Annotated in this window: 25 protein-coding genes; 17 read left to right on the top strand and 8 right to left on the bottom strand. The window is 42.7% G+C overall.

From position 1 onward, the window contains the following. The first annotated feature begins 6 nt into the window (after positions 1-6). Complete coding sequence (locus tag BI198_RS16225; protein WP_235605276.1) at positions 7-138, top strand: putative transporter small subunit; 132 nt, start codon at positions 7-9, stop codon at positions 136-138. Between the two features lie 141 nt (positions 139-279). On the opposite strand, the gene BI198_RS07410 is transcribed toward BI198_RS16225, so the two are convergent. Continuing rightward, on the bottom strand, positions 280-1,176 hold the full coding sequence (locus BI198_RS07410) for a DMT family transporter (RefSeq protein WP_201243434.1): 897 nt from the start codon (positions 1,174-1,176) through the stop codon (positions 280-282). A 167-nt stretch (positions 1,177-1,343) separates the two neighbouring features. On the opposite strand from BI198_RS07410, the gene BI198_RS07405 reads away from it, so the two are divergent. After that, positions 1,344-1,961 (top strand): YigZ family protein, encoded by a 618-nt coding sequence (locus BI198_RS07405; protein WP_070048977.1) that lies wholly within the window; start codon positions 1,344-1,346, stop codon positions 1,959-1,961. Between the two features lie 23 nt (positions 1,962-1,984). Here the strand turns inward: BI198_RS07405 and BI198_RS07400 are convergent, their stop codons facing one another. After that, on the bottom strand, positions 1,985-2,878 hold the full coding sequence (locus BI198_RS07400; protein ID WP_070048976.1) for a LysR substrate-binding domain-containing protein: 894 nt from the start codon (positions 2,876-2,878) through the stop codon (positions 1,985-1,987). A 189-nt stretch (positions 2,879-3,067) separates the two neighbouring features. On the opposite strand from BI198_RS07400, the gene BI198_RS07395 reads away from it, so the two are divergent. From BI198_RS07395 to BI198_RS07365, 7 genes are all read left to right on the top strand, one after another. Beyond that, positions 3,068-3,943 (top strand): DMT family transporter, encoded by an 876-nt coding sequence (locus BI198_RS07395; protein ID WP_070048975.1) that lies wholly within the window; start codon positions 3,068-3,070, stop codon positions 3,941-3,943. Positions 3,944-4,105: 162 nt separating this feature from the next. Then, positions 4,106-4,837: a glutathione peroxidase gene (locus BI198_RS07390; protein ID WP_394331524.1), complete on the top strand. Its 732-nt coding sequence runs from the start codon at positions 4,106-4,108 to the stop codon at positions 4,835-4,837. Between the two features lie 232 nt (positions 4,838-5,069). Next, the gene (locus BI198_RS07385; RefSeq protein WP_070048973.1) at positions 5,070-6,077 is read left to right on the top strand and encodes a polymorphic toxin type 46 domain-containing protein; all 1,008 of its coding nucleotides are present in this window, start codon (positions 5,070-5,072) and stop codon (positions 6,075-6,077) included. 1 nt (position 6,078) lies between these two features. After that, a complete protein-coding gene (locus BI198_RS07380; RefSeq protein WP_070048972.1) occupies positions 6,079-6,357 on the top strand; it encodes a hypothetical protein in 279 nt (92 codons plus the stop codon). 463 nt (positions 6,358-6,820) lie between these two features. Then, a complete protein-coding gene (locus BI198_RS07375; protein WP_070048971.1) occupies positions 6,821-7,879 on the top strand; it encodes an HlyD family secretion protein in 1,059 nt (352 codons plus the stop codon). A 56-nt stretch (positions 7,880-7,935) separates the two neighbouring features. Then, positions 7,936-8,967, top strand: coding sequence for a DUF2955 domain-containing protein (locus BI198_RS07370; RefSeq protein ID WP_070048970.1), 1,032 nt, complete (start codon positions 7,936-7,938; stop codon positions 8,965-8,967). Positions 8,968-9,129: 162 nt separating this feature from the next. Then, on the top strand, positions 9,130-11,535 hold the full coding sequence (locus BI198_RS07365) for a zinc-dependent metalloprotease (protein WP_201243432.1): 2,406 nt from the start codon (positions 9,130-9,132) through the stop codon (positions 11,533-11,535). Positions 11,536-11,640: 105 nt separating this feature from the next. Here BI198_RS07365 and BI198_RS07360 read toward each other — a convergent pair whose 3' ends face one another. After that, positions 11,641-13,005, bottom strand: coding sequence for an MBL fold metallo-hydrolase (locus tag BI198_RS07360; protein ID WP_070048969.1), 1,365 nt, complete (start codon positions 13,003-13,005; stop codon positions 11,641-11,643). 43 nt (positions 13,006-13,048) lie between these two features. Beyond that, entirely contained in the window at positions 13,049-13,543 is a 495-nt protein-coding gene (locus tag BI198_RS07355; RefSeq protein WP_070048968.1) for a SixA phosphatase family protein, read from the bottom strand. Positions 13,544-13,869: 326 nt separating this feature from the next. Between BI198_RS07355 and BI198_RS07350 the strand changes: the two genes are divergently transcribed. The 8 genes from BI198_RS07350 to BI198_RS07315 all read left to right on the top strand — a co-directional run bounded on the left by BI198_RS07350 (position 13,870) and on the right by BI198_RS07315 (position 20,190). Continuing rightward, entirely contained in the window at positions 13,870-14,778 is a 909-nt protein-coding gene (locus tag BI198_RS07350; protein ID WP_070048967.1) for an urease accessory protein UreD, read from the top strand. A gap of 429 nt (positions 14,779-15,207) precedes the next feature. Next, positions 15,208-15,510 (top strand): urease subunit gamma, encoded by a 303-nt coding sequence (gene ureA, locus BI198_RS07345; RefSeq protein WP_070048966.1) that lies wholly within the window; start codon positions 15,208-15,210, stop codon positions 15,508-15,510. A gap of 11 nt (positions 15,511-15,521) precedes the next feature. Then, positions 15,522-15,863: an urease subunit beta gene (locus BI198_RS07340; RefSeq protein WP_070048965.1), complete on the top strand. Its 342-nt coding sequence runs from the start codon at positions 15,522-15,524 to the stop codon at positions 15,861-15,863. After that, a complete protein-coding gene (gene ureC / locus BI198_RS07335) occupies positions 15,860-17,563 on the top strand; it encodes an urease subunit alpha (RefSeq protein WP_070048964.1) in 1,704 nt (567 codons plus the stop codon). Before BI198_RS07340 ends, ureC begins: the two co-directional genes overlap by 4 nt. A gap of 21 nt (positions 17,564-17,584) precedes the next feature. Further along, entirely contained in the window at positions 17,585-18,133 is a 549-nt protein-coding gene (gene ureE, locus BI198_RS07330) for an urease accessory protein UreE (RefSeq protein ID WP_070048963.1), read from the top strand. Next, complete coding sequence (locus BI198_RS07325) at positions 18,123-18,830, top strand: urease accessory protein UreF (RefSeq protein ID WP_070048962.1); 708 nt, start codon at positions 18,123-18,125, stop codon at positions 18,828-18,830. Before ureE ends, BI198_RS07325 begins: the two co-directional genes overlap by 11 nt. A 31-nt stretch (positions 18,831-18,861) precedes the next feature. Further along, the gene (gene ureG / locus BI198_RS07320) at positions 18,862-19,500 is read left to right on the top strand and encodes an urease accessory protein UreG (RefSeq protein WP_070048961.1); all 639 of its coding nucleotides are present in this window, start codon (positions 18,862-18,864) and stop codon (positions 19,498-19,500) included. A gap of 105 nt (positions 19,501-19,605) precedes the next feature. Further along, positions 19,606-20,190: a HupE/UreJ family protein gene (locus BI198_RS07315; RefSeq protein WP_070048960.1), complete on the top strand. Its 585-nt coding sequence runs from the start codon at positions 19,606-19,608 to the stop codon at positions 20,188-20,190. Between the two features lie 234 nt (positions 20,191-20,424). On the opposite strand, the gene BI198_RS07310 is transcribed toward BI198_RS07315, so the two are convergent. The 4 genes from BI198_RS07310 to BI198_RS07295 all read right to left on the bottom strand — a co-directional run bounded on the left by BI198_RS07310 (position 20,425) and on the right by BI198_RS07295 (position 23,158). Next, complete coding sequence (locus BI198_RS07310; RefSeq protein ID WP_070048959.1) at positions 20,425-21,195, bottom strand: hypothetical protein; 771 nt, start codon at positions 21,193-21,195, stop codon at positions 20,425-20,427. A 420-nt stretch (positions 21,196-21,615) separates the two neighbouring features. Further along, positions 21,616-22,290: a YoaK family protein gene (locus tag BI198_RS07305; RefSeq protein ID WP_070048958.1), complete on the bottom strand. Its 675-nt coding sequence runs from the start codon at positions 22,288-22,290 to the stop codon at positions 21,616-21,618. 72 nt (positions 22,291-22,362) lie between these two features. After that, entirely contained in the window at positions 22,363-22,737 is a 375-nt protein-coding gene (locus BI198_RS07300) for a DUF3224 domain-containing protein (protein WP_201243430.1), read from the bottom strand. A 34-nt stretch (positions 22,738-22,771) separates the two neighbouring features. Further along, complete coding sequence (locus tag BI198_RS07295; RefSeq protein WP_070048957.1) at positions 22,772-23,158, bottom strand: VOC family protein; 387 nt, start codon at positions 23,156-23,158, stop codon at positions 22,772-22,774. Positions 23,159-23,192: the final 34 nt, after the last annotated feature.

Below are 23,192 nucleotides of genomic sequence, written 5' to 3'. Positions count from 1 at the left end.
TTAAGTATGTCAGCATTAATGCTTACCGCTTATGTTTTAGTTTGGCCGGTAATAGCCAGTTTAGTGTTTTTTACTTTATGCGGTGCTTTAATTATAGATATTAAGAATGCCAATAAAGAAGGTAAATCTTTAGTTTAAGCAGCCTAAACAAGCCCGCCAAGGATGGCAGCTTGTTTAATCGTTAATCTGTAGTTCCGTTTAAATAACAGTTTTAGATTTATTAAGAGTTTAGATTGAGAGTTAAGACTGAAGGTTTAGACTGTGCGCTTAAGCGCTTAGCTAAGCTTTATATAACACTGGCCAAGTCACCGGCTGCTTAACCTGCTCGGATAACAGCACGCCAAATAATGTCAGCCCTCCTCCAACAATATGATACATCGCCAAACTTTCCCCTAATACTATCGCTGCTATCACTGCGGTAATAACGGGCATAGCATTAAAGAATATAGATGTCCGACTCGGTCCTAAATGCTTTATACCTGTCATCCAAGCTAACGGTGCAGCAATAGAAGCAAATACACAAGCATAGGCAATAAGAGGCAGATTTTCGGCAGTTAAACCCGCTTTTGGTGACACATAAAAAAGTGGAAATAGCACCACAACAGCGACTACTACCTGCAGGTATAATAACGGCATAGCAGCTAGTGGTATTTGCCATTTTTTTAATAGGGTGCTGTAACAAGCATAAGCAAATACCGCCACTAGCATCATGCTATCGCCAACATTCATGCCTTGGCTGCTAAGCTGGCTAATATTGCCGGCACTTACCACATACAACACACCGACAAATGAAAAAGCCGCGCCTAATAATGCGCCCCAAGTTAAACGTTGGCCTAACGCCATAATGGCTAGACATAGCGACATCATTGGCATTAACGATAATACGATACCCATATTATTAGCCGAGGTTTTTACTGCTGCAAAATAAGCTAAGCTTTGAAATATGGCCATACCAAATAAACCGAGTATAAATATTTTGCCTAGGTGCGCTTTAATAATGGGCCAAGCCGTTATACAGGGTTTACACATAAAAGGAGTTAAGACTATTGCGGCAAATAACCAACGATAAAAGCCAATTTCAGCTGGAAAGATCACACCTACCGCTAATTTATTGACGATGGTGTTACCCGCCCAAAACAATACTGCCAGTATTGGCAATAACAAATGCTTATTCAAAGCTTAATCCAAAAAATAGTTAATATGTTCTCTATTATGCCCTAGGCTGCTTGCAGGTTATAATGAAATTCTACCAGTTAAGGCTAATCTAAGTTAGGCTGCTTACAGTTTATATAATCTTCCATTTTACTAGGTCTATGGTAAAGCGTTAAAAGGAACTCAGTACCGTGTCAGATGCCGTCTATTTTCAGCCGCTTGCTGCAGCCGAAATCAGTTTGGAAATTAAAAAAAGCCGCTTTATTGCCAGTGCACTCCCCGTTAGTACTGAATTAGCCGCGCGTCAGTTTATTCAACAACATAAAATATTAACCCCGTCAGCGCATCATCATTGTAGTGCTTATATCATTGGCGCCCCTGCTCTGTCTCAACAGTTTGGCTATAACGACGATGGTGAGCCCGCCGGCACAGCTGGTAAACCTATGTATCAAGTATTACATGGCCAAAAGATAGGAGATATTTGTGTCGTAGTCACACGGTTTTTCGGTGGTGTAAAGCTGGGAACCGGAGGTTTAGCCAGGGCTTATGCTGACAGTACTAAACAGGTTATTAGCCAGTTAGCATTACAACAAGTCTCGCCTACTTGTACTCTTAAACTACACTATGCTTATAGCCAATCAGCAACGATAGATGCTTTATTGCACAACGCCAACATTAGCCGGCTGGACAGTGATTACACTGAATCAGTTACCTTATCTATTCGTCTACCTGTTGGCGACGTTGATGCACTTATTGTCGATTTAAAGCAACGTACTAGTGGTGATATTAAGATTGAAAAGCTGCCGTGATAATTATTAAGCATAAACCTACACTAACTAAAGCTACATTGCTGCTTAAGCCAACGGCCTAAATTTATCATATCGCTTTGATTGGCTGCGCTTTGCCGATAAACAAAATAAAAATCGTCACCGGTTATCAATTCATGCATAGGTATACGCACTAAGCCTTGGCCTTGATCTTGAGCACTTAAAATAAAGTTATCAATTAAGGTAATACCCAAATTATAACGTGCAGCCTCAACCGCAAGTAACACATGACTAAAGTGGCTAAATTTAGCTTGCTCAGGCAACGTAAATCCTCCGCGCTGACACCATAAGCGCCAGTCATCACCTAGCTGTTGTTGTTTAGCATATTGCACTGATAACAACGGAAATTGCCATAATGCTTCGGGTAATTGTTGCTGCTTAATTTGCTGCCACAGTTTTTGACTACAAGCGGGAAATAGCTTTTCAGTAAATAAAAACTGACGTACGGCGTCTTGTTGTGGCGGATCAATAGTAATAAAACAATCTGTAGTATGGTCATGAAAATCAGGATCATCCGTCACCATATGTAAACTTAAACTTATATCAGGATATTGTTGCCGAAAGTCTTCAAGCTTGGGGATCAGCCATTTAACGGCTAAAGAACTATATAGGGCTAACTTGATACTGCCAGATTTACCATGCCGCACTAATTGACTGGCGTGCGCGACTTTATCTAACGCGGTACTGATTTCGGCATAATAGCGCTCTCCTACTGGCGTTAAAGTAAAACTACGGCCTTGGCGAATAAATAAATCAGCACCTAAATATTGCTCTAACAACTTTACCTGATGGCTAACAGCACTTTGGCTAACATGTAATTGCTTAGCCGCAACCGAAAAACTATTTAAGCGTGCTACGGCTTCAAAATACTGTAGCGCTCGTAATGGCGGCAACTTCATTATTAGTTTATCTCATACTTAAATAATTTTAATCATTATACATCATGCATAGCCTTACCCTATAATTTAACAACTAATCCTGTCTGGATTAACAATTTATGACCTCCCTATCATTAATGCTTTAGCGGTTATTCCGTCGCAAAGGCATTACTGCTTCACATAATTAGAACTAAGCAATAAGGATTATCAGTGTCAAAAAACTCTGTCGGACTCGCTATTTTCTTATTAATCATCGGTAATATTGTTGCCGTATTTTCTGATGCCTTAATTAAAACCTTATCTGCCGATGGTGCTGTATTTCAGTTTGTATTTTTTCGTCAATTAACCGCTATTATCATTTTATTACCTTTTTGCCTGTTTAATCGTGCTGAAAATTTATTAGTTGGCTTAAAATGGCATATTTTACGCGGCCATATTTGGTTATTTGGTGCCATTTTCATGGTATTAGCCATCAATAGCATGCCACTGGCGACCGCTAATGCCATTTTTTATGCTGCACCTTTATTAATGCTGCCCTTAGCGCTATTGCTGTTTCAAGAGCGCTTAACTAAAACCACTATACTAGCGGCTATTCTTGGCTTTATCGGCGTTTTAATTGTGATTAAACCCACCGAAATAACTTGGGCGGCAATTTTTGCCTTTATTGTGGCGCTTACCATGGCTTTAAATAATATTTTGGTTCGTAAGCTACCTAAACAGTTGTCTGTATTCCAAGTATTATTATTAACCAATATTGTTGGCACACCCGTAGCCTTGGCATTAGCCATTTGGGAGGGCAGAACTTGGGATTGGAGCGCTATGCTAACGGCGGCTGGTTCTAGTGGCTTTATTTTAATTTATGCTGGTATCTGCGTTATGGTATACCGCTCTATTGAAGCCAATAAAGTGGCCAGTGCCGAATACACCGGCTTATTAGCCGCAGTAGCTGTCGGAATTGTCTGGTTTGATGAAATACCCGACTTAAGTATGGCATTGGGTGCTGCTTTTATTATTTTACCGTTAATTTGGCTGGCTAAAAACGAAGCCAAACAAAACAAGTTAGCTAAACTTGAAGCAGTAAATTAATATTTCTAGCTTAATATACGTTTATGAAATGAAGTTAAACACTATTAATAATCAGCTTATTTAATCTTAATCGTTTTTATCAATCGTACTGATGAAAACAAACAATTGGAGCTTAAGCTTAAACAACACCATAATAAGCCCAACTTAATAAAGAAGGAATTAATCATGCTTAACGATATTACCGGCCAAACTGTACCTAATGTCACCTTTACTCTACGTAAAAATGATGAATGGCAGTCTGTCACTACCGATGATATTTTTAAAGGTAAAACAGTCGTAGTATTTGCTTTACCGGGTGCCTTTACCCCTACTTGTTCATCAACTCACTTACCACGTTATAACGAATTAGCCAGTGTATTTAAGCAAAATGGTGTCGACGACATAGTGTGTATCTCGGTTAACGATACTTTTGTTATGAATGCCTGGGCTGATAGTCAAGAAGCTAACAACATCACTCTTATACCGGACGGTAATGGTGACTTCAGCGAAGGCATGGGCATGTTAGTTGAAAAGAAAGACTTAGGTTTTGGTAAGCGTAGCTGGCGTTATTCTATGCTGGTAAAAGACGGCGTAATCGACAAAATGTTTATCGAAGCCGATGTACCAGGCGATCCGTTTGAAGTATCAGATGCCGATACTATGCTCAGCTATGTTAACCCAAAACAAGTTAAGCAAGATGCCATTAGCATGTTCACTAAACCTAATTGCCCGTTTTGCTCTAAAGCTAAAGCCTTATTAACCGAAAAAGGCCTAGTATTTGAAGAAATTGTTATGGGTAGCCAAGCGTCATTAACCAGTCTTAAAGCAGTTTCTGGCCGCGATACTGTGCCGCAAATATTTATTGGCGGTAAACATATCGGTGGTTCAGATGATTTAGCACAGTATTTTGCTTAATCCCCTTTCCTAGTGACTATTCCGCTTGTAGTGTTCTTTTAAACAGAATACTGCAAGCGGCTTTCTCTAAAGTAACCGACAGCAACTACGCTTGCATCTAATAATCAACATTCAACATTCAACATTCAACATTCAACATTCAACACAAGCATGTTGACATTTAGTCTCTAAATTGAAAGAATTGCTATCAATGTTAAATTATTGTTTAAATCAGTAATTCTAAGGGACTTGCATGCCAGACCAAGACTACAATGGTATTATTCTGGAAGATAAATGGGGTAAAACCTATCTATGCAGCAATTGCCTGTTTGCTTACGCTGATTTAGGCCAAAGCCCTATTACCGAGCTTAAAGATAACATTTACGGACGCTATTTTTTACATGATTTAGAGCCCGCTACTGAACAACGCAGTATCTGGGCAAAAATGTACCAGCAAGCCCGCCCTTCCCAATTCGATCTATCCCGTTATACCAATCTGCAACTCCGTGACAGCTTAATTGATATTTTTAGTAATAATGAAATGTGGGTTTGGCCTCTAAGCGACGGCTGGGGGCAACAACCGGAAGGAATTGGCATTGGTGACGGTGGATTAGCGCCAGTGGCCAGTAGTGGTAGTAGTGCCCCACCAGTAGCGAACCCCGCTTTACCCAGAGGTGGTGGTGTTGTAGCAGTAGACAATGCGCCAGCTAAAAGGGCAGAGCATAATGTAAGGGTAGCCGCGACTGATATAAGTGATAACTCACTAAAATCATTAACCAAAAATGATATTAATATTGCTAAAAGTGAAGGCGATTCCAAACTACACATTCATGCAAGAGAGAAAGTAGCCAAAGATTTTTTAGAGAAGAATGGTTTTACCGAAAGTCAGATTGCTAATGCGATTGGGGATGAAAAAGCAGGAATAGAGGGTGGTATAGATTTTACCAGACCGGTTGAGGTGATCAGTTTTCCTCCCCCTGAAGAAATGTCACAGTATGTTAAATCACATGGTTTTCCGGGAAACTGGTTTGATCCTCTAAGTACTCAAACACCAAATCAACTCGGACTAAGTGGCGAGGGACGTAAAGCAACTTCATTTAAAGTACCAAAAAGCCAAGGATTACAATCACATTCAAAACCCATTATTGATAATTGGACAAATCCAAGTAATCCAGTTAATACTTCTGGTGGTGGTATACAATTATTTATAAACGACGATACAAAAAAAGCTGTTATCTCGATAAATAAAGTCGGAATTTAAAATGGATTACAAATTACTATACGCTTCAGCAAATAATGTTATTAAATTTATTAACAATAATACTTTGGAGTATGTGTCTACAGAAATACTGACATCAATTAAAAGTCAGATGCTATTTATATGCGACAATGCTGCTAATGGAGTCAACCCGTCAGAAGTATTACCACCTGAAACAAAGTTTACTTATGCCATTATTGCATCCCGTGAATTATCTAGCCCTAGTGAATTGGTTTTAAAAGGGTTGATAGATGAAGTCACTAAGTTACTTATCAATAGATAAATTGATTTTGAATATGAAGACTGAATCTGATATTGCCTGTAACAGAATATGTGTAACTGTTAAAATTATTATAGTCTTAAAAATTAGTACCAATGTTCAAAAACTAAAGCCTTACTGATTGAACAAGGTGTCACTTTCCCCCCCCTTTTCTCCTAAAGAGGTTAGAGCGCTTCTCAACACAGAGCTAAGCCGCTAGGTAAAGTGTATCAATAATAGTGTTCATTACTATGCCAGTATCTAGTACGATACTAGCACCGTTAACCTTCTCAAGTTTCTCATAAAAATATTTACATCATATCCATAGTTGATATTCTGAATTCTCTCACAAAACGTTTTGATTCAATTCTTAGTGAACAATTAATCGCTATAAATAATCAAGAGTTTGTTAATTGTATAAACATACTAAACTTGAATAGTGATAATGCTTTAGCTATCACACCCAGCCAAATTTAATGAGAAAAGTATGACGCCAGATCAACAATTTGCCAGATTAGTTAAAATTGCCAGCGCAGTATTTGTAGTACTTTTTGGCTATTTTTTATTCGCAGATGCCCTGATGCCACTCACACCGCAAGCCATGGTAACTCGAACCATCACTAAAGTTGCACCGCAAATAAGTGGTAAAGTCACCAATATCGCCATAACTAATAGCCAAGCGGTACAAACAGGCGATATTTTATTTGAAATAGAGCCCACTTCTTATCAACTTGCCGTTGAACAAGCCCGTTTAGCACTCGAGCAAGCACAGCAAGAAAACGCTGAACTAGATGCGGCTTTGCAAGCAGCTGAAGCTGGCGTTAAAGCTAATCAAACTATTGCTGAACAAAAACATATTATTGCTAAACGCTTAGATAAACTGTATTCAACCCAAGGCGTTTCCCAACAACTGGTTGATCAAGCTGACAGTGAAGCAGCCACAGCTGATGCCAATTTACTCGCTGCACAAGCCCGATTAGCCCAATTAAAAGTACATCGTGGCACCTTGGGTGAAAACAATTTAAAGCTGCGCCAAGCACAAAACCAACTCGAACAAGCTAAGCTAAATCTGACTTATACTCAGATTAAAGCCGACCACAACGGTATGGTGACGAATTTACAACTCGTTGCCGGCAGCTTTGCCAAAGCGGGTCAGCCATTAATTGCCTTAGTGTCGGATGAAATAGATATTGTTGCCGACTTTCGAGAAAAAAGCCTGCGTGGTATTAGCACTGATACTCAAGCGTTAATTGCCTTTGATGCTGATCCAGGACGTTTGTATCCAGCCTATGTTAGTACTGTTGACGCTGGCGTTAGCGCTGCTCAATTTGACGCTAATGGTTTACTCGCCGCCCCACAAGAGTCCGATCGTTGGGTGCGTGATGCCCAGCGTATTCGGATTCATTTGCAGCTTCTAGAGTCACCAGATTATAGCCTAGCCGCTGGTGCTCGAGTAACCGTACAACTTATGCCAGATAATAAGGTGCTACGATTTTTTGCTAGGTTACAAATTAAACTGATTAGCCTTTTGCATTACATCTATTAGTGATTATTCCTGATTATCAGTGATGCCGTTTATTGTTCATTACACAGGCTTTGTTCATGCTATTACGCCATAGTCCTTTAACTGCTAATGAATTTCGCCAGTGCCTACGTATCGCCACGGGCGCCACCTTAGGCTTTACTATTTGTAAGCTTTTTGACCTCCAATATGGCGTGTTTTTTACCGTTTTCCCTATGTTGCTATTGGGTTTAGTGCCGGTAATGAATGGCCATGTTATGCGCCAGTTGTTAGCGTCTGCAGTATTAACCGGACTGGAAGTGGGTATTATTGGTGGGCTATTTGGTCGCCATCCAGGACTAATGTTACCCATTGCTTTTGTTTTGTTTTTATACCGCTTTGCGGCAATGTCGAAAGGCAATTTATTTTTATTTGGCGCCACCGGTGTAATGAGCCTCAGTATTATGCTGCACTTTGCCAGTTATCCGGGTACCAATATTAACGAGATCATTTTTAATAATTTTTGGGCTGCAGTATGTGCCGGTATTATCGCTTTTATAATGACCGCAATCTGGCCCGATATTAGCCCGCGCCAGCCCACCCCTCCCATCAACAAAAGCCCGAATAGAGTTCGCCATGAAACCTTATTAGGCGCCTCTATTGCTACCGCCGCATTTATATTATTTCAGGTACTAGATTTACGTGATTCACTTTCTGCACAAGCCACTATGTTACTGCTACTGTTTCCTATGCATTGGAGTGGTAGTTTAGCTTCTGCCCGCAAACGGGCTATTGGCACAATATTTGGCGTCAGTTTTGGCATGCTGGTGCAATTGCTATTATACGATTGGTATAACTTATTAATTCTTATTCTACCCATATTATGGCTTGGTGTGATGCTGTTCGCCCATATCCATGTCAAAGAAGCCAGTGGTTCAGGAGTCGGCTTTGGTGCTATGGCCACCCTAGGCATTTTATTTGGTCAATACCTAAGCCCAAACCACGATTTTCTGTACAGCGCCTTATACCGCTTTAGCAGCACTATCACGGCTATTATTGCCACTCTATTTCTATGTTACCTCGTCCATCGCCTACTAAACCGCTTCCAAGCCACTCGTTTTGGTACCTCATAAAAACATAATATGGGGTCGGAGCTAATTAATTATTTGTTAATTAACTTAGTCCCCTTTTCTCGTACTGTTCAGCGAGTTGCAGACGTTATATAGTGCTAATTCCTAAGTTGCTCAGTAGAGCTACAAAAAATAATAAATTTAGATAATTAAAAAGGATTCAGCATGAAGATGGTTAGCCTGCTTGGTCTACTCGTGCTAGCACCAGCACTCTATACTACGACCAGCGTCGATGCTGCTAGTGTTAAAAACAGCTCGACTGTCTCAGCAAAAAATACAGTTTCAATCCAGAGTTTTACCCAAGGTATGCAACATCAAAGTGGCTATTTTGATGTCTACTACGATGCCAATAACGATAAACTTTATCTACAAGTCGATAAATTAAGCCAACCCTTTATTTTTCTAAGTTCATTACCTCGGGGTATTGGTTCGAATGATATTGGTCTAGACCGCGGCCAACTAGGTGCCACTCGTTTAGTTCAATTTGAGCAGTTTGGTAACAAAGTGTTATTAAAACAACTAAATACCTATTACCGAGCGGATACAGACAATCCAGCTGAGCGGTTAAGTATTGATGAAGCCTTCGCCAGTTCAGTCATAGCCGGCTTACCGGTGGTGGCTAGCACTAAGTCAACTGTATTAGTCGATTATACTGATTTTTTAAAAAGCGATATTCACCAAATTAGTGCTAGCCTTGCCCGGCAAAAGCAAGGTAACTATAAAGTAGACAGCAATCGCAGTGGTGTTTACTTACCGCGCACTAAAGCCTTTGTTCGCAATACCGAATTAGAAGCGCTAGTCACTTACAGTGGCGATAACGCTGGTAATTTTATTCGTCAGGTTACACCTTCATCTAATGCCATTAGTGTGCATTTGCATCATTCTTTAATTGCCTTGCCAGAAGAGGGCTATCAAAGCCAACCTTTTCATCCTTATTCCGGTTATTGGAAAGTTGAATATATGGATTACGGCACCGCTTTTGATGCCCCTATTATAAAGCGCTTACTACCTAAGCATCGGTTACAGAAAAAAGATCCAACCGCCACTATTAGCGAAGCCGTTGAACCTATCGTCTATTACCTTGACCCTGGTGTGCCAGAGCCCGTTCGTACTGCTTTAATTGAAGGTGCTATGTGGTGGAATAGTGCGTTTGAAAACATTGGCTACAAAAATGCCTTTCAAGTAAAAGTATTACCTGAAGATGCCGATCCTATGGATGTGCGTTACAACGTGATCCAATGGGTACACCGTGCGACCCGCGGTTGGTCTTATGGCGCTAGCGTGACTGACCCGCGCACCGGCGAAATTATTAAAGGTCATGTTACGCTTGGCTCTTTACGCGTTCGCCAAGATTTCTTAATCGCCACAGGCCTTACCGCGCCTTATACTAGCGATAACCCAGATGTATCGAAACAAAAAGCCATGGCTTTGGCCCGTATTCGTCAACTCTCCGCCCATGAAGTAGGCCATACCCTAGGCATTATTCATAACTTTGCTGGTAGCGCCAATGGCCTCTCCACCGTTATGGACTACCCGCATCCACAGTTTGATATTACCGATGGCAAAATCACGGTCAATAACCCTTATCGCGAAGGCTTAGGGGAATGGGATAACTATGCCATTGCTTTTGGTTACGGTGATTATTCAGCCAGCCAATTAACCCAGTTAGTGCAAGATGCTAAACAGCAAGGCCTAGAGTATATGGCCGATCAAGATGCAAGGCCACAAGGTGGAGTCAGTGCTATTGGTCACTTATGGGATAATGGCAGCGATCCGGTCGCCGAGCTAAACCGATTAGGTGAAGTGCGTAAAATTGCCCTAGCAAATTTCGGTTTAAATAATATTGCCAACGGCCAACCGCTATCGTCACTTGAAGAAGCCTTAGTGCCGGTGTATTTATTACATCGCTATCAAGTTGAAGCGGTGAGTAAGCTATTAGGCGGTGCTTTTTATGAATATGAATTAAAAGGCGAGCACAGCTCACCTAAGGGCTTTCGTTGGGTAAACAGCAAACAACAGCAACAAGCCCTGCAAGCCTTACTCAGTACATTAGAGCCAGAATATTTAGCTCTACCTGACTCATTGCTTGCCCTTATTCCACCTAAAGCCTATGGCGATAGTATTGGTCGCGAAAGCTTTCAAGGCCGCTATGGCTTAGCCTTTGATCCGCTATCAGCAGCAGAAGCCTCTGCTAATTTAACCTTACAGTTAATACTGCAGCCACAACGCTTAAACCGTCTTAGTGGTCAGCAACAATTAAACGGCGTACTCGATACCGTTCTAGCCAACACCATTAAACAAAAAGCGGCTAAAGGTAATCATTTGCTTATTCAGCAACGCGTTGCCCATGTTACGTTTTATCAACTGATGCAAAGCCTAACTAATACTGAGCTTGCGCCTGAGGCTAAAGCACAGCTACAAAGTAAATTAACAGAACTTGGGCGTTGGTTAGGCAAACAAAAAGATGCTAATCACCAGCAACTTCATAGCCAATGGCAAGGCTATTTAGAAACCGGTCTATGGCAGTCCAGCTTCAAGCCAAAAGCCCTACCACCAGGTTCGCCTATTTAACTCTTTGAAAAAGAATAGGTATTAAAAGGGTCAGAGTGATTTATCGAAAAGTTAAATCACTCTGACCCTTTTTATTTACTAATTACTATACGTTTTCTTAAATATTTACGTTTCAACATCATACCCCGCGTTTTGCCAAGCACCCATCGATCCCATAAATACTTGCACGTTGTTAATACCTTTGGCACGTAGGTAAGCAGCTGCCACTGATGCTCTCATACCACTGGCACACATAGTGATATAGTTTTTGTTGGCAGATAATTCATTCAGCTTTTCAGGTAAATGACCAAGAAAAATGTGCTTACTACCTTTAATATGGTCTTGGTTATACTCGGTAATTTTACGCACATCTAAAAGCTGCCAGTCTTGCTTAATCAATTCCTTTACTTGCGTTGCACAAACAGTATTTAGGCTAGCAACCTCACCTCCGGCAGCTGCAAACTTAGCAAATTCTGCTGGAACATAACTGTGCGTATGATCAAAACCAATACGAGAAAATTGCAGAGCTGCTTTATTAGCCATCGCTTCACTTTGAGCAATAAGGGTAATTTTATCTTCCGGTTGCAGTAACCAAACTCCATAAGCTGTAAGCATTGCAACGGGTAAGCAAAGGCTACCGGGATAATGGCCACCAAGAAAAGCTTCTACCGGCCTAACATCTATTAACCAGCCAAGATCTTGTTTAGCTTGATCCACATGCGCTAGTTGTTTCGGGCTGACAATACGCGGAGCGTTATAAGCAGAAGCACCGATAAGATTTAACCGCTCCATTGCAGAGAAATATGGCGGTTGATAATGGTGCTCTGCGACTTTTTTGCTAATAAATGTATCGCGTTGTTGAATTTTCAACATCGGATTATTGTTCATTTCATGGCTAATAGTTGAGAACTCACGCTCTGCCATACCATCACCACAGACTGACCCTGCACCATGAGCGGGATAAATAATAGCTTGTTTGGCTTTGCTTTCAATTAATCGCAAACTGTCGAACAACATTCCCGCCATTTTTTGCACTTGGCCAGGATAAAAGTCGGTTCGTCCCACATCACCAATAAAAAGTGTATCACCGGTAAAAATGCCAACTGGCCCATCATTAAAGTCGCTATCAAATAACAAGATACTGATACTGTCTTTGGTATGGCCAGGTGTTTCCAGTATTTCTAAGCCAATATTGCCGACGTTAAAACTATCGCCGCCATGCACAACATCGGCATACTGCACTTCACCATCGGCGTTAGGACCATGTTTTACTTCGGCATGGGTTAAGTTGGCAAGAATAGCTGCACCACTAATTAAATCTTCATTGCGATGGGTTTCAAAAATATACTTAATGCGACAGTCGTGTTGTTTAGCAATACTAATGTAATCATCAACATCCCGCCGCGGATCAATTACCGCAGCCTCACCTTGCGAACCAATAATATAAGATAAATGTGCCAAACCAGGGGTCTTGACGGTTTGAATAAACATATTCACCTCTCTTTGTTAGAAAAAGAAAAGTGTAGTACAAAATTTACTGATTACAGCTAAATTCTTGATGGCGCAAGGTTACACTCACCTGCTCGCCCAGTTCTACCTGATATAACATCGTGTAATCTTGCTCCGTTAGCGGCGATACCTCGATACCCGTTAGCATAGTTACCAATTGCGGCACGGTATTACTATGCCCTACTACCAACACTGGGGCAGTATGCGCATCTAATTGCGCATGCATCAACTCTGGTTGGCTCGGATCATATTGCTGTATTGCCAGTTGTTTGCTAATTGCTATCGGCTGAACCGTTTGCTGGGTACGTTGATAGCCTGTGCTGTAAACGGCTTGTAACTTTATATCAGCAAAATAAGCCGCCAATGCTTCAGCTCTGCCTTGACCACAGACGGTTAAAGCAGGATCAGTACCGCCATGTTGTTTTTCAGCGTGCCGAACTAAATAAATGGTATTTGCCGCAACAGGCCAAGTTAGTGAACACAATACTGCACTTAATAAGCAGATACGTTTTAAGCTCATTACATTCTCCAATTAAACTCTTACAAAAAGGGCCTTAGCGTTTTAACCATAGGTTAATATACTACGCTGCCTTTAAAATTTATAATATGGACGGGCAAACACTTCTACGCAAAAACCGTTTTTTTCTATATCACCTAGTATATTTATCGAATAACGCGATTGAATACATACAATATTTTACAAACCTAATAAATTTTTTTGCCATTTTTTGGTAGACCTTTATAGATCGCTCTGGTATCTTTGTGCCCACAGCCCTGAGTGTCATTAAATAATAATTTTTTAGCGGAGTTAGTCGCGTAGGGCTCATCTATAAGGTGCTTCACTGCATGACAAATCTTTCCTTTGTACCCGTTCAAAACCCGGCAACTACAGATTCCGGACATCGCTTCGATACTAGCCGCCATTGGGCAGCCTCTTTAACGTTAGGCTTCAGTGCTTTCACTGAAGGTGATACCAGTATCACCCGTATGAATATTGCTCGTCATTATGGTCCTTTACGTGTGCAACGCCCTTTTTATCCTGAAGGCCGCGATGGTTGTTGCCATGTCTATATTTTGCACCCGCCTGGCGGTTTAGTCAGTGGTGATGCGCTTAATATTGATGTCAGCGTAGAAGAAGACGCTCATACCTTAGTTACAACGCCTTCGGCGAATAAGCTTTATAGAGCTGACAGTAATGATGTGGCTTGGAGTCAGATCACAAACTTGAAAGTTGCTAACGGTGCCACTCTCGAATGGTTACCCCAAGAGTCTCTGGCTTTCGATGGCTCCCGTGGTCAGCAAACTTTTAATATTGACTTGGCTGAAAATGCGAAATGTTTGGGCTGGGAGATCCTTTGTCTTGGCCGGCCAGCTAGTAACATACCGTTTGCAACTGGTCAGCTTGAACAACGTTTTCAACTTAGCCGTAATGGCCAGCCCTTGTGGCTAGAGCGCCAGACTATAGATCCGAACCACCCTCGGTTTACCGGCAAGTGGGGCCAAGGCGGTTCGACAGTGCACGCCACTTTGTGGACAGTGGGTCTAAGTGACCCAGATCAAGCTATAACAGCGTTGCGGGAACAGCTACCTACGGCCAATCATTGGGCTGTAACTTATCGCCGTGGGGTATTATTGCTTCGTTATCTTGGTGATGATCGGAACCAAGTCTGGGCATTGTTTCAACAAGCACGGGACATCTTGCGTCCCCTACTTACCGGACATCAGGCCACAGTGCCTCGGATCTGGTTAACCTAAATTTAAACGTCTCAGGTATCCCCTGGCTGTGGCGACTAACACCTATGGTATCACTGCATAGGTCATAAACATTATAACTTCGCGGACTACAGAGTTGGCGATGTCATTGATAGCGAAAGATAACGCGTAATAGCTGTACTATTTATTGTAGTAATGGCGCCTAACTGATTTGAGTTTTCATGTCTTAGCCTTTGGGCTTTGGCAAACATACTCCTTATGCCTTCACGGTAAGGGTCTATACTAAAATAACATCGAGGACTATACAGTTACCGATGAAGTTTAAAGCGAAAATTTACCTATTACTTTTGCACTAAGTGCCTGACTAAATTGATTTTCACGCCGAAGCTTCTATGCTTTGGCAAACTCACCCCCTATGCCTTCTCGGCTTAGGTCATTATTAAAGTAACATCGAGGACGATGGAGTTAGCGATGGAATTGACACCTAGAGATAAAGATAAATTATTGTTATTTACCGCAGGCTTACTTGCAGAACGGCGTAAGGCAAAAGGGCTTAAACTAAACTATCCTGAAGCTATTGCATTGATCAGTTGCACCATTATGGAAGGCGCTCGCGAAGGACGTACGGTGGCAGAAATGATGTGTGCTGGCCGTGAAATTTTAAGCCGTGACGACGTAATGGATGGTATTGCCGAGATGATTCAATCTATTCAAGTCGAAGCAACTTTCCCCGACGGTACCAAGCTGGTCACCGTTCATAACCCTATAGTTTAAGGAAGTTTGTTATGATTCCTGGTGAATATCAGCTACAAATCGGCGACATTGAACTGTGCGTCGGCCGTGTCAGCATCACCATTAATGTTGCCAACACAGGTGACCGTCCCGTTCAGGTCGGTTCCCATTATCACTTTGCCGAAGCTAACTCTGCGCTGCACTTTGATCGTGAACAAGCTTACGGCCATCGTTTAGCCATTGCCGCCGGTTTATCAATTCGTTTTGAGCCAGGCCAGAGCCGTGAAGTGTCATTAATCCCGTATGCCGGTTTGCGTCGACTGTATGGTTTTAGGGGTGAGGTTATGGGGCCAATAGATCAAAAGACTAAATCTAAACAGGAGGCGGTTAAATGAAGATTTCTCGGCAAGCGTATGCAGATATGTATGGTCCCACTACCGGAGATCGAATTCGCTTAGGTGATACTGAACTGTGGATCGAAATAGAGCACGATCATACTCATTACGGTGAAGAGGTCATGTTCGGTGGTGGTAAAGTCATTCGTGATGGCATGGGCCAGAGCCAACGTTGCGACGATGCTGTAATGGATACCCTTATTACTAACGTCATTATCATTGATTGGTGGGGTATTGTTAAAGCCGATGTTGGTTTGAAAAACGGCCGTATCGCCGCTATTGGTAAAGCCGGAAACCCTGATACTCAACCTGATATTGACATCGTTATAGGTCCTGGTACTGAAATAATATCCGGTGAAGGTCGAATTCTTACTGCCGGCGGCGTTGATACTCACGTCCACTACATTTGCCCACAGCAAGTCGACGAAGCGCTAATGAGCGGCCTAACTACCATGATCGGTGGTGGCACTGGTCCCGCTACCGGTTCAATCGCTACTACTCACACGCCTGGGCCTTGGCATTTAGGTAAAATGATGCAAGCTGTGGATGATTTACCCATCAACATCGGTTTTCTAGGTAAAGGTAGTGCCAGTACACCAGAAGCACTAGAGCAGCAGGTTATAGCCGGTGCCATGAGCCTAAAAATTCACGAAGATTGGGGCGCAGCACCAGCCACTATTAGCAATGCTTTAGATGTGGCTGACCGTTACGATATCCAGATTGCTATTCATGCCGACAGCCTTAATGAATCTGGTTTTGTTCAAGACACGATTGCAGCCTTTAAAGATCGCTGTATTCACACCTATCACACCGAAGGTGCTGGTGGTGGTCACGCGCCCGATATTATTGTCGCCTGTAGTATGCCTAACGTATTGCCGTCGTCTACAAACCCAACCCGGCCCTATACCATTAATACTATTGATGAACATCTCGATATGCTAATGGAGTGCCACAACCTAGACCCAAATATCCCAGAAGATGTCGCCTTTGCCGATTCGCGTATTCGCCGTGAAACAATTGCTGCTGAAGATATCCTGCACGATTTGGGGGTCATTTCTATGATGTCTTCTGACTCGCAAGCCATGGGTCGAATTGGCGAAGTAGTTTGTCGCACATGGCAAACCGCGCATAAAATGCGGGTTCAGCGTGGCCTGTTACCGGAAGATCAAGAGCGTGGCACCGACAATTTCCGAGTAAAACGTTACATCGCTAAATATACCATCAACCCCGCTATTACCCACGGTATTGGCCATGAAGTTGGATCTATTGAAGTAGGTAAATTTGCAGATCTGGTGTTGTGGAAGCCCATGTTTTTCGGTGTTAAACCGTCGATTATTCTAAAAGGCGGCATGATAGCCGGTGCTGCTATGGGCGACCCTAACGCAGCAATTTCCACCCCACAACCTGTGCATTACCGTCGCATGTTTGGCGCCCTAGGCAGAGCTGCAGCAGCAACCCGAATGACCTTTGTTAGCCAAGCAGCCATGAATACTGGACTGGAAGAAAAGTTAGGCTTGAAGAGCCCACTAGTGGCGGTTAAAAACGTTCGGCAATTGCGTAAATCTGATATGAAATTGAACGATGCTTGCCCCGAACTGACCGTGGATCCACAAACCTATGAAGTTCACGCTGATGGCGTGTTACTTACTTGTGAGCCCGCCACTGAGTTACCTTTAGCTCAGCGCTATCACTTATTTTAAACCGCTTGCAAGGACATTAAGATGCTTGAATTAATACAAAGAATTGACAGTAGCAGCCAAGCCGATGTACACGACACTTTAAGCCTACCCTATGAATTGCGTATTCGTGGTCGCCTAAAAGCCGTCACCGATAACGGCCACGACGTTGGCTTATTCCTCGATCGCGGTCCGGTACTACGCCATGGCGATCTACTGCGGGCTAAAAGCGGTGAAGTTATCCGTATTTGTGCAGCCGATGAACCGGTAACAACCGCGTATATCGACAACGGTCTACCACTGGGACGACTATGCTATCACTTAGGTAACCGCCACGTTTCTTTGGCCATTGGTGCTGATGCTGACGGTCGCCATTGGGTACGTTTTCCACCCGATCACGTATTAGAAGAACTCGCAGTTCTGTTAGGAGCGACCCTTAGTCATCATCAGGCACCGTTCGATCCGGAGTCAGGTGCATATGCCCATGCCGGTCGTGAACAGTCGCACAGCCATAGCCATGGCCATTCGCACGCCCATGCTGATGAACATGACCACAAACATACTCATGATGAAGAACACGGCCATGCACACTAACAGTTTGCCAACCGTGGCCAGCGATCTGGCGTTGTTAGGGCTAATGCAACTTATTAGCCCTGCGTTGCCAATCGGTGCTTTTGCTTGGTCACAGGGTTTAGAAAGCGCTTTTGAACTAGGCTGGGTGAGCAACGAACAGGAGTTGGGAGAGTGGTTAGAAGGCGTGCTGGACGATGGTCTTACCCGTTGCGAACTACCCTTATTGGCACGGTTGCAACACTGCTGGGCTAATAACGACAGTGAAGGTCTAGCCTATTGGAACTCGTGGCTACATGCTAATCGAGAAACCGCTGAACTGAGCGATGAAGACACTCGGTTAGGATTAGCATTAATGCGTCTGCTGACCAGTTTATCGCTGCAGCCACAGATAGAGCTTGGCCATGCTCAGCTACCGCAAGAGCCTGGTTACGTCACAGTGTTCGCTTGGGTCGCTCTGCAACGGCAAGTGCCCGTGCGGCAATCCCTACTCGGTTTTGCTTGGGGCTGGCTTGAAAACCAACTGGCGGTTGCCTGTAAAGCTATGCCTTTGGGCCATACCGCCGCGCAACGCCTAAACGAACAACTGCGGCCTAAACTAGTTGCCGCTATTGATAGCGCACTGACATTAACAGATGACCAGTTGGGTCCCATTCTTCCGGGTTTAGCACTCGGCAGTGCCCAACATGAAACCCAATATTCAAGATTATTCCGAAGCTAATAAGCTTAAAAATCACATAAGGAACATTTTAATGAAACATTGTTTAAGAGTAGGCGTAGGTGGCCCGGTTGGTTCTGGTAAAACCGCCTTGTTACGCCAGTTGTGTAGCGCGCTAAAAGATCACTACGACATTGCTGTAGTGACTAACGATATTTATACTCGCGAAGATGCCGACTTCTTGCTTAAGCACGACGCACTTCCTGCTGATCGCATTATAGGTGTTGAAACTGGCGGCTGCCCACACACTGCCATCCGTGAAGATGCTTCGATGAACTTAGCGGCAATTGATGATTTGCAACAACGTCATCCCAACCTAGAACTCGTACTAGTGGAATCCGGCGGCGACAACTTAGCAGCCACCTTCAGCCCAGAATTATCTGATCTAACGCTGTATGTTATCGATGTTGCCGCAGGCGATAAAATTCCACGTAAAGGCGGTCCAGGCATTACTAAATCTGACTTGTTAATCATCAATAAAATCGACATAGCCAAATATGTCCATGCTTCGCTAGATGTGATGGAGCGTGACTCAAAAAAAATGCGTGGCGAACGTCCGTTCATTTTCACCAACCTATACGACGGTGTTGGTGTAGAAGAAATAATTAGCTTTATTCTTAAACAAGGTATGTTGCCAGAGCGCAGACCTGGAAAAGTAGCCAGCATGGCTTAAGCGGTTCTGCCTCAATTAAAACAGCCTAAACACAATAGTTAAAACAAAACAGTCAAAATACTGTAATTAAAAATCACATAGTAAACTAAATAAACGGAGTACAACATGAAAATAATGTCCAAATTGCTGATGGCAGTAGCCCTAATGTTAACCGCAACTGCTGCTATAGCCCACCCGGGCCATGACGTGCATGTCCACAGCGATTTCCTCAGCGGTTTGTTACACCCTATGATGGGGCTTGACCACTTGCTGGCTATGGCTGCTATCGGTTTTTGGAGTATCCGTCAAAGCACTGCAATGAAAAATGGCGCGCCTTTATTTGTAGTAGGCGGCATGGTAGTAGGTGCAGCTATTGCTTGGGCTGGTGTTAGCTTAGCTGGTATAGAAACGGGTATTGCTATGTCAGTATTATTAGCAGGTGTCTTGATCGCTACTATGGCGAAACTACCTACCGCTGTCGGTGGCACTTTAGTTGCTTTGTTTATGCTTACGCACGGCTACGCTCACGGTGCAGAAATGGCCGCAGGCGCCAGCTTACTGAGCTACATGGCTGGCTTCGTTGTTGCTACCTTAGTGATTACCTTTGCCGGTCGTGGTTTAGGTGCCTTAATGCTTAAAGCTGACAACCGCGTTAGCCGTGCTTTAGGTGGCGTAGTGGCTGTAATTGGCGGTGTATTAGCAGCAGCCTAGTTTTCTCTCAACATCTTAGAAAAAGCCGTGCGAATGTCGTGCGGCTTTTTTATATCCTCAGTTTAAACTTTAAAAGTCAGTCCCTTCTTAAAATATGGAGGTTTTACACTAATGCAAACAGTTGGCCGTGAAGTACCCGCTGTATAGAGTAGAAGAAAAAAGCGGCCAAAGCATCAAAGAAATCTTCCACTAGTGTTTAATGTTCACTAGCGTTAAATTCACTGTAATACCAAGTTAAAAATCAGGTTTAACAGCTTTTGCTTCCCGCTCTTTCCGTGCTTTATCTGCCAGACCCTCTACCCACTCGTTTGCTGACAACTCCCCTTCAGCTGTCCCTGCAACATCTACCATTACAGCAGTAGCAGTAGTAACAGGGCTAGCATCACCAGTTGGCATGGCATAAGTAAGATAACTGCTGCATTGTTCAAGCGAATTTACGGTTCTTATATGGAAGATACCATCACGACTACCGACATTTGCACCATAGATCTTTTTTAGGATACTAGGCTGGTCTGGCCTATAACCGCCAACAGCGCCGGCTATACATTGAACTTTTTCAGCTGGAAAGCTCCAATAAACAGTAGAGATGTCTTCAGATGTCGGCTGACCATATTTACTTTTTAGTGCGGTAAGAAATTGACTTCGGGTTAACGGGTTGGTTCGGTTTTCTATAGTTCGGGTGATAGCCACGACTTTGCCACCAGGAGGGCCAAAGGAAAAAAAAATAGACAAGTTTTCAAAGTTATTATCTTTGTTTCTATTGGCATAGATATAGGCAACAAAATCATCAGTTTGGAATAACTCGACGCCATCAGAATAATTAAAATATCGTCTACGTTCTTGGATATTCTTTTTATCTACACCATAGCTTTTAAGAGCTGCTTGAACTTGCTCTACACTCATTCCTAGTTTAAGACCAACAATATCATAATCTTGGCCATGGGCAGATAGTCCATATATACTGAAGAACACAAAAAAAAGAATTTTTGATCTTAATGCTTTCATTTTGTTTGTCCTTGCAATGACTTAACGGTAAACAGTCTCTCTTTGAACGTCCCTAAAAACAATAAATTGTGCTGCCTATTAGCAACACACTACAGACTTTTTAATTAAAAAAAACATACTGCTCAGCAGCGCTGATTATTAGTTATAGCAGCAGCTTTAACTTCGTCAATACCGACTGCATAAAAAATTAATTTATACAAACCGTCGGCGGAAATGGTCTAATTCAGCGCTGACCAACACCATGGCCATACAGAAGGGTTAGATTATCTAGGCTGGTATTGGTTGTTATCTGCATATCAAATTACTTCTGATAACACTGTTATAACCATTAGATGACTCGAACCTTGTGTCCGTTCCCAATTTATCTCAGCTTATGCTTTTTGCTGGCAGTTCGGGATAAAACGTCGCTGTTGCTACCATTCAATCACTAGGTGCACAATCAACTTTCATTTTATACACCGAATAAGATAACGCTAATAATAAACAAATACCGGCCGGTATGTAGAGTGCTTGAAATTTCAAAATATTAAATAAATAGGCGCCTAAAGTAGCACCAAAAATAAAGCCGCCAAGAATAAGCAAAAATAATAAGGCTTTCCTTTGATCAAATTCCTCACCTCTTAATTTTGCACCTAGCATTATTCCTAAATCAGTAAAAATACCAGTAACATGGGTCGTGCGGACAACCGCTCCACTATAGGTGGTGGCTAGGGCATTTTGTAAGCCACAGGCGGCTGATGCTAAATAATGACCGTATAAAGAATTATCATCTAAAAAATAGACAGCAGCCAATAAGAGTACGGCCTCTAAACACAGCAAACCACTATAGTTACTGCCTAACTTTAAAGCACCACTACGCAAAAAATAGCCCGATATGGCCGAGCCGATAACAAAGCTCAACAACACGATTAATAAATGAAACACATCCGACCAAGGTGAATTAGCAATACCCGCGCCTAGTAGCGCTGCAGTGCCCGAAATATGTGAAATGGATTGGTGCTTAAAGCCTAATAATCCAACGGAATTAACCAGCCCTGCCACTAATGCGAGTAGAAAAGAACCGTATTCTACCCAGCGAGGTAACTTTGAAATCACGATAGCCCTTATTAGTTAATAATTGTGGAAAAGAAGCACAAAATATACTGAATGTTGATAGCTTATCGACTCTTACAGCTTAAAGCTCAGCTCATAGCTGTGGCCGTTAGCATCTTGAATAATACGCATAGTGCCCGAAATAGCCTGCAGCTCCCCGTTACCTGATCCCTCAAGAATACTAATCTCTAAAGATTGCGAATCCTTGCTCATATAGCCTTGATGAACCAGAGTAAAACCGCCGTTTTTGCCCTTAACTGAACCTAAAAATTCTTCAATGGCATAATAAACAGCAACGCCATTGTCGAGTCTTTTACTGATCATCTGACCGCTGCCCTGACCTTGAATATCTCCTAAATAAATTTTATTAATTAGCATCCGTCCTGCTGGGCAGGCAGCATCTTGTTGCGGAGTTAAATCTACTTTGAAGGTTCCGTTGGCAAACAGCATAATGTAATCCTTATTGTTATAAGCAAAAATTAACTTATTGACCGGCCGGTGGTTGCCATAATTCGACTTTATTGCCTTCCGGGTCGATAACCCAGCCAAATTTGCCGTATTCAGACTCATCAGTTTTCTCCAATACTTGGCAGCCTTCCGCTTTTAGTAGCGCCATTAAGGCATCCAGATCTTGTACTCGGTAGTTAACCATAAACGAGGCCTGACTTGGCGCAAACTGCTCAGTCTCTGATGAAGCAACAGACCAAATCGTCGTTCCGCCAATAGGCTGGCCATTCGAGTCTGCCCAAGTAAATGCTGTGCCACCCCAATCTTGAACATCAATACCAAGATGACGCTTATACCAAGCCTGTAATGCAGCTGCGTCTTTAGCTTTAAAAAAGATACCACCGATACCGGTTACGCGCTTCATATCTACCTCCAACCTATCTTAAAAATGGTTAACT

The organism is Rheinheimera salexigens (assembly GCF_001752395.1).
GTDB lineage: Bacteria > Pseudomonadota > Gammaproteobacteria > Enterobacterales > Alteromonadaceae > Alishewanella > Alishewanella salexigens.
This window is presented reverse-complemented; position numbering and strand designations above follow the sequence as displayed.

Coding starts and splice junctions, on each gene's coding strand:
- ureG (WP_070048961.1), top strand. CDS start 18,862: ATGAAACATTGTTTAAGAGTAGGCGTAGGTGGCCCGGTTGGTTCTGGT.
- BI198_RS07310 (WP_070048959.1), bottom strand. CDS start 21,195: ATGAAAGCATTAAGATCAAAAATTCTTTTTTTTGTGTTCTTCAGTATA.
- BI198_RS07385 (WP_070048973.1), top strand. CDS start 5,070: ATGCCAGACCAAGACTACAATGGTATTATTCTGGAAGATAAATGGGGT.
- BI198_RS07300 (WP_201243430.1), bottom strand. CDS start 22,737: ATGCTGTTTGCCAACGGAACCTTCAAAGTAGATTTAACTCCGCAACAA.
- BI198_RS07360 (WP_070048969.1), bottom strand. CDS start 13,005: ATGTTTATTCAAACCGTCAAGACCCCTGGTTTGGCACATTTATCTTAT.
- BI198_RS07350 (WP_070048967.1), top strand. CDS start 13,870: ATGACAAATCTTTCCTTTGTACCCGTTCAAAACCCGGCAACTACAGAT.
- BI198_RS07380 (WP_070048972.1), top strand. CDS start 6,079: ATGGATTACAAATTACTATACGCTTCAGCAAATAATGTTATTAAATTT.
- BI198_RS07365 (WP_201243432.1), top strand. CDS start 9,130: ATGAAGATGGTTAGCCTGCTTGGTCTACTCGTGCTAGCACCAGCACTC.
- BI198_RS16225 (WP_235605276.1), top strand. CDS start 7: ATGTCAGCATTAATGCTTACCGCTTATGTTTTAGTTTGGCCGGTAATA.
- ureA (WP_070048966.1), top strand. CDS start 15,208: ATGGAATTGACACCTAGAGATAAAGATAAATTATTGTTATTTACCGCA.
- BI198_RS07370 (WP_070048970.1), top strand. CDS start 7,936: ATGCTATTACGCCATAGTCCTTTAACTGCTAATGAATTTCGCCAGTGC.
- BI198_RS07340 (WP_070048965.1), top strand. CDS start 15,522: ATGATTCCTGGTGAATATCAGCTACAAATCGGCGACATTGAACTGTGC.
- BI198_RS07315 (WP_070048960.1), top strand. CDS start 19,606: ATGAAAATAATGTCCAAATTGCTGATGGCAGTAGCCCTAATGTTAACC.
- ureE (WP_070048963.1), top strand. CDS start 17,585: ATGCTTGAATTAATACAAAGAATTGACAGTAGCAGCCAAGCCGATGTA.
- ureC (WP_070048964.1), top strand. CDS start 15,860: ATGAAGATTTCTCGGCAAGCGTATGCAGATATGTATGGTCCCACTACC.
- BI198_RS07295 (WP_070048957.1), bottom strand. CDS start 23,158: ATGAAGCGCGTAACCGGTATCGGTGGTATCTTTTTTAAAGCTAAAGAC.
- BI198_RS07375 (WP_070048971.1), top strand. CDS start 6,821: ATGACGCCAGATCAACAATTTGCCAGATTAGTTAAAATTGCCAGCGCA.
- BI198_RS07400 (WP_070048976.1), bottom strand. CDS start 2,878: ATGAAGTTGCCGCCATTACGAGCGCTACAGTATTTTGAAGCCGTAGCA.
- BI198_RS07355 (WP_070048968.1), bottom strand. CDS start 13,543: ATGAGCTTAAAACGTATCTGCTTATTAAGTGCAGTATTGTGTTCACTA.
- BI198_RS07325 (WP_070048962.1), top strand. CDS start 18,123: ATGCACACTAACAGTTTGCCAACCGTGGCCAGCGATCTGGCGTTGTTA.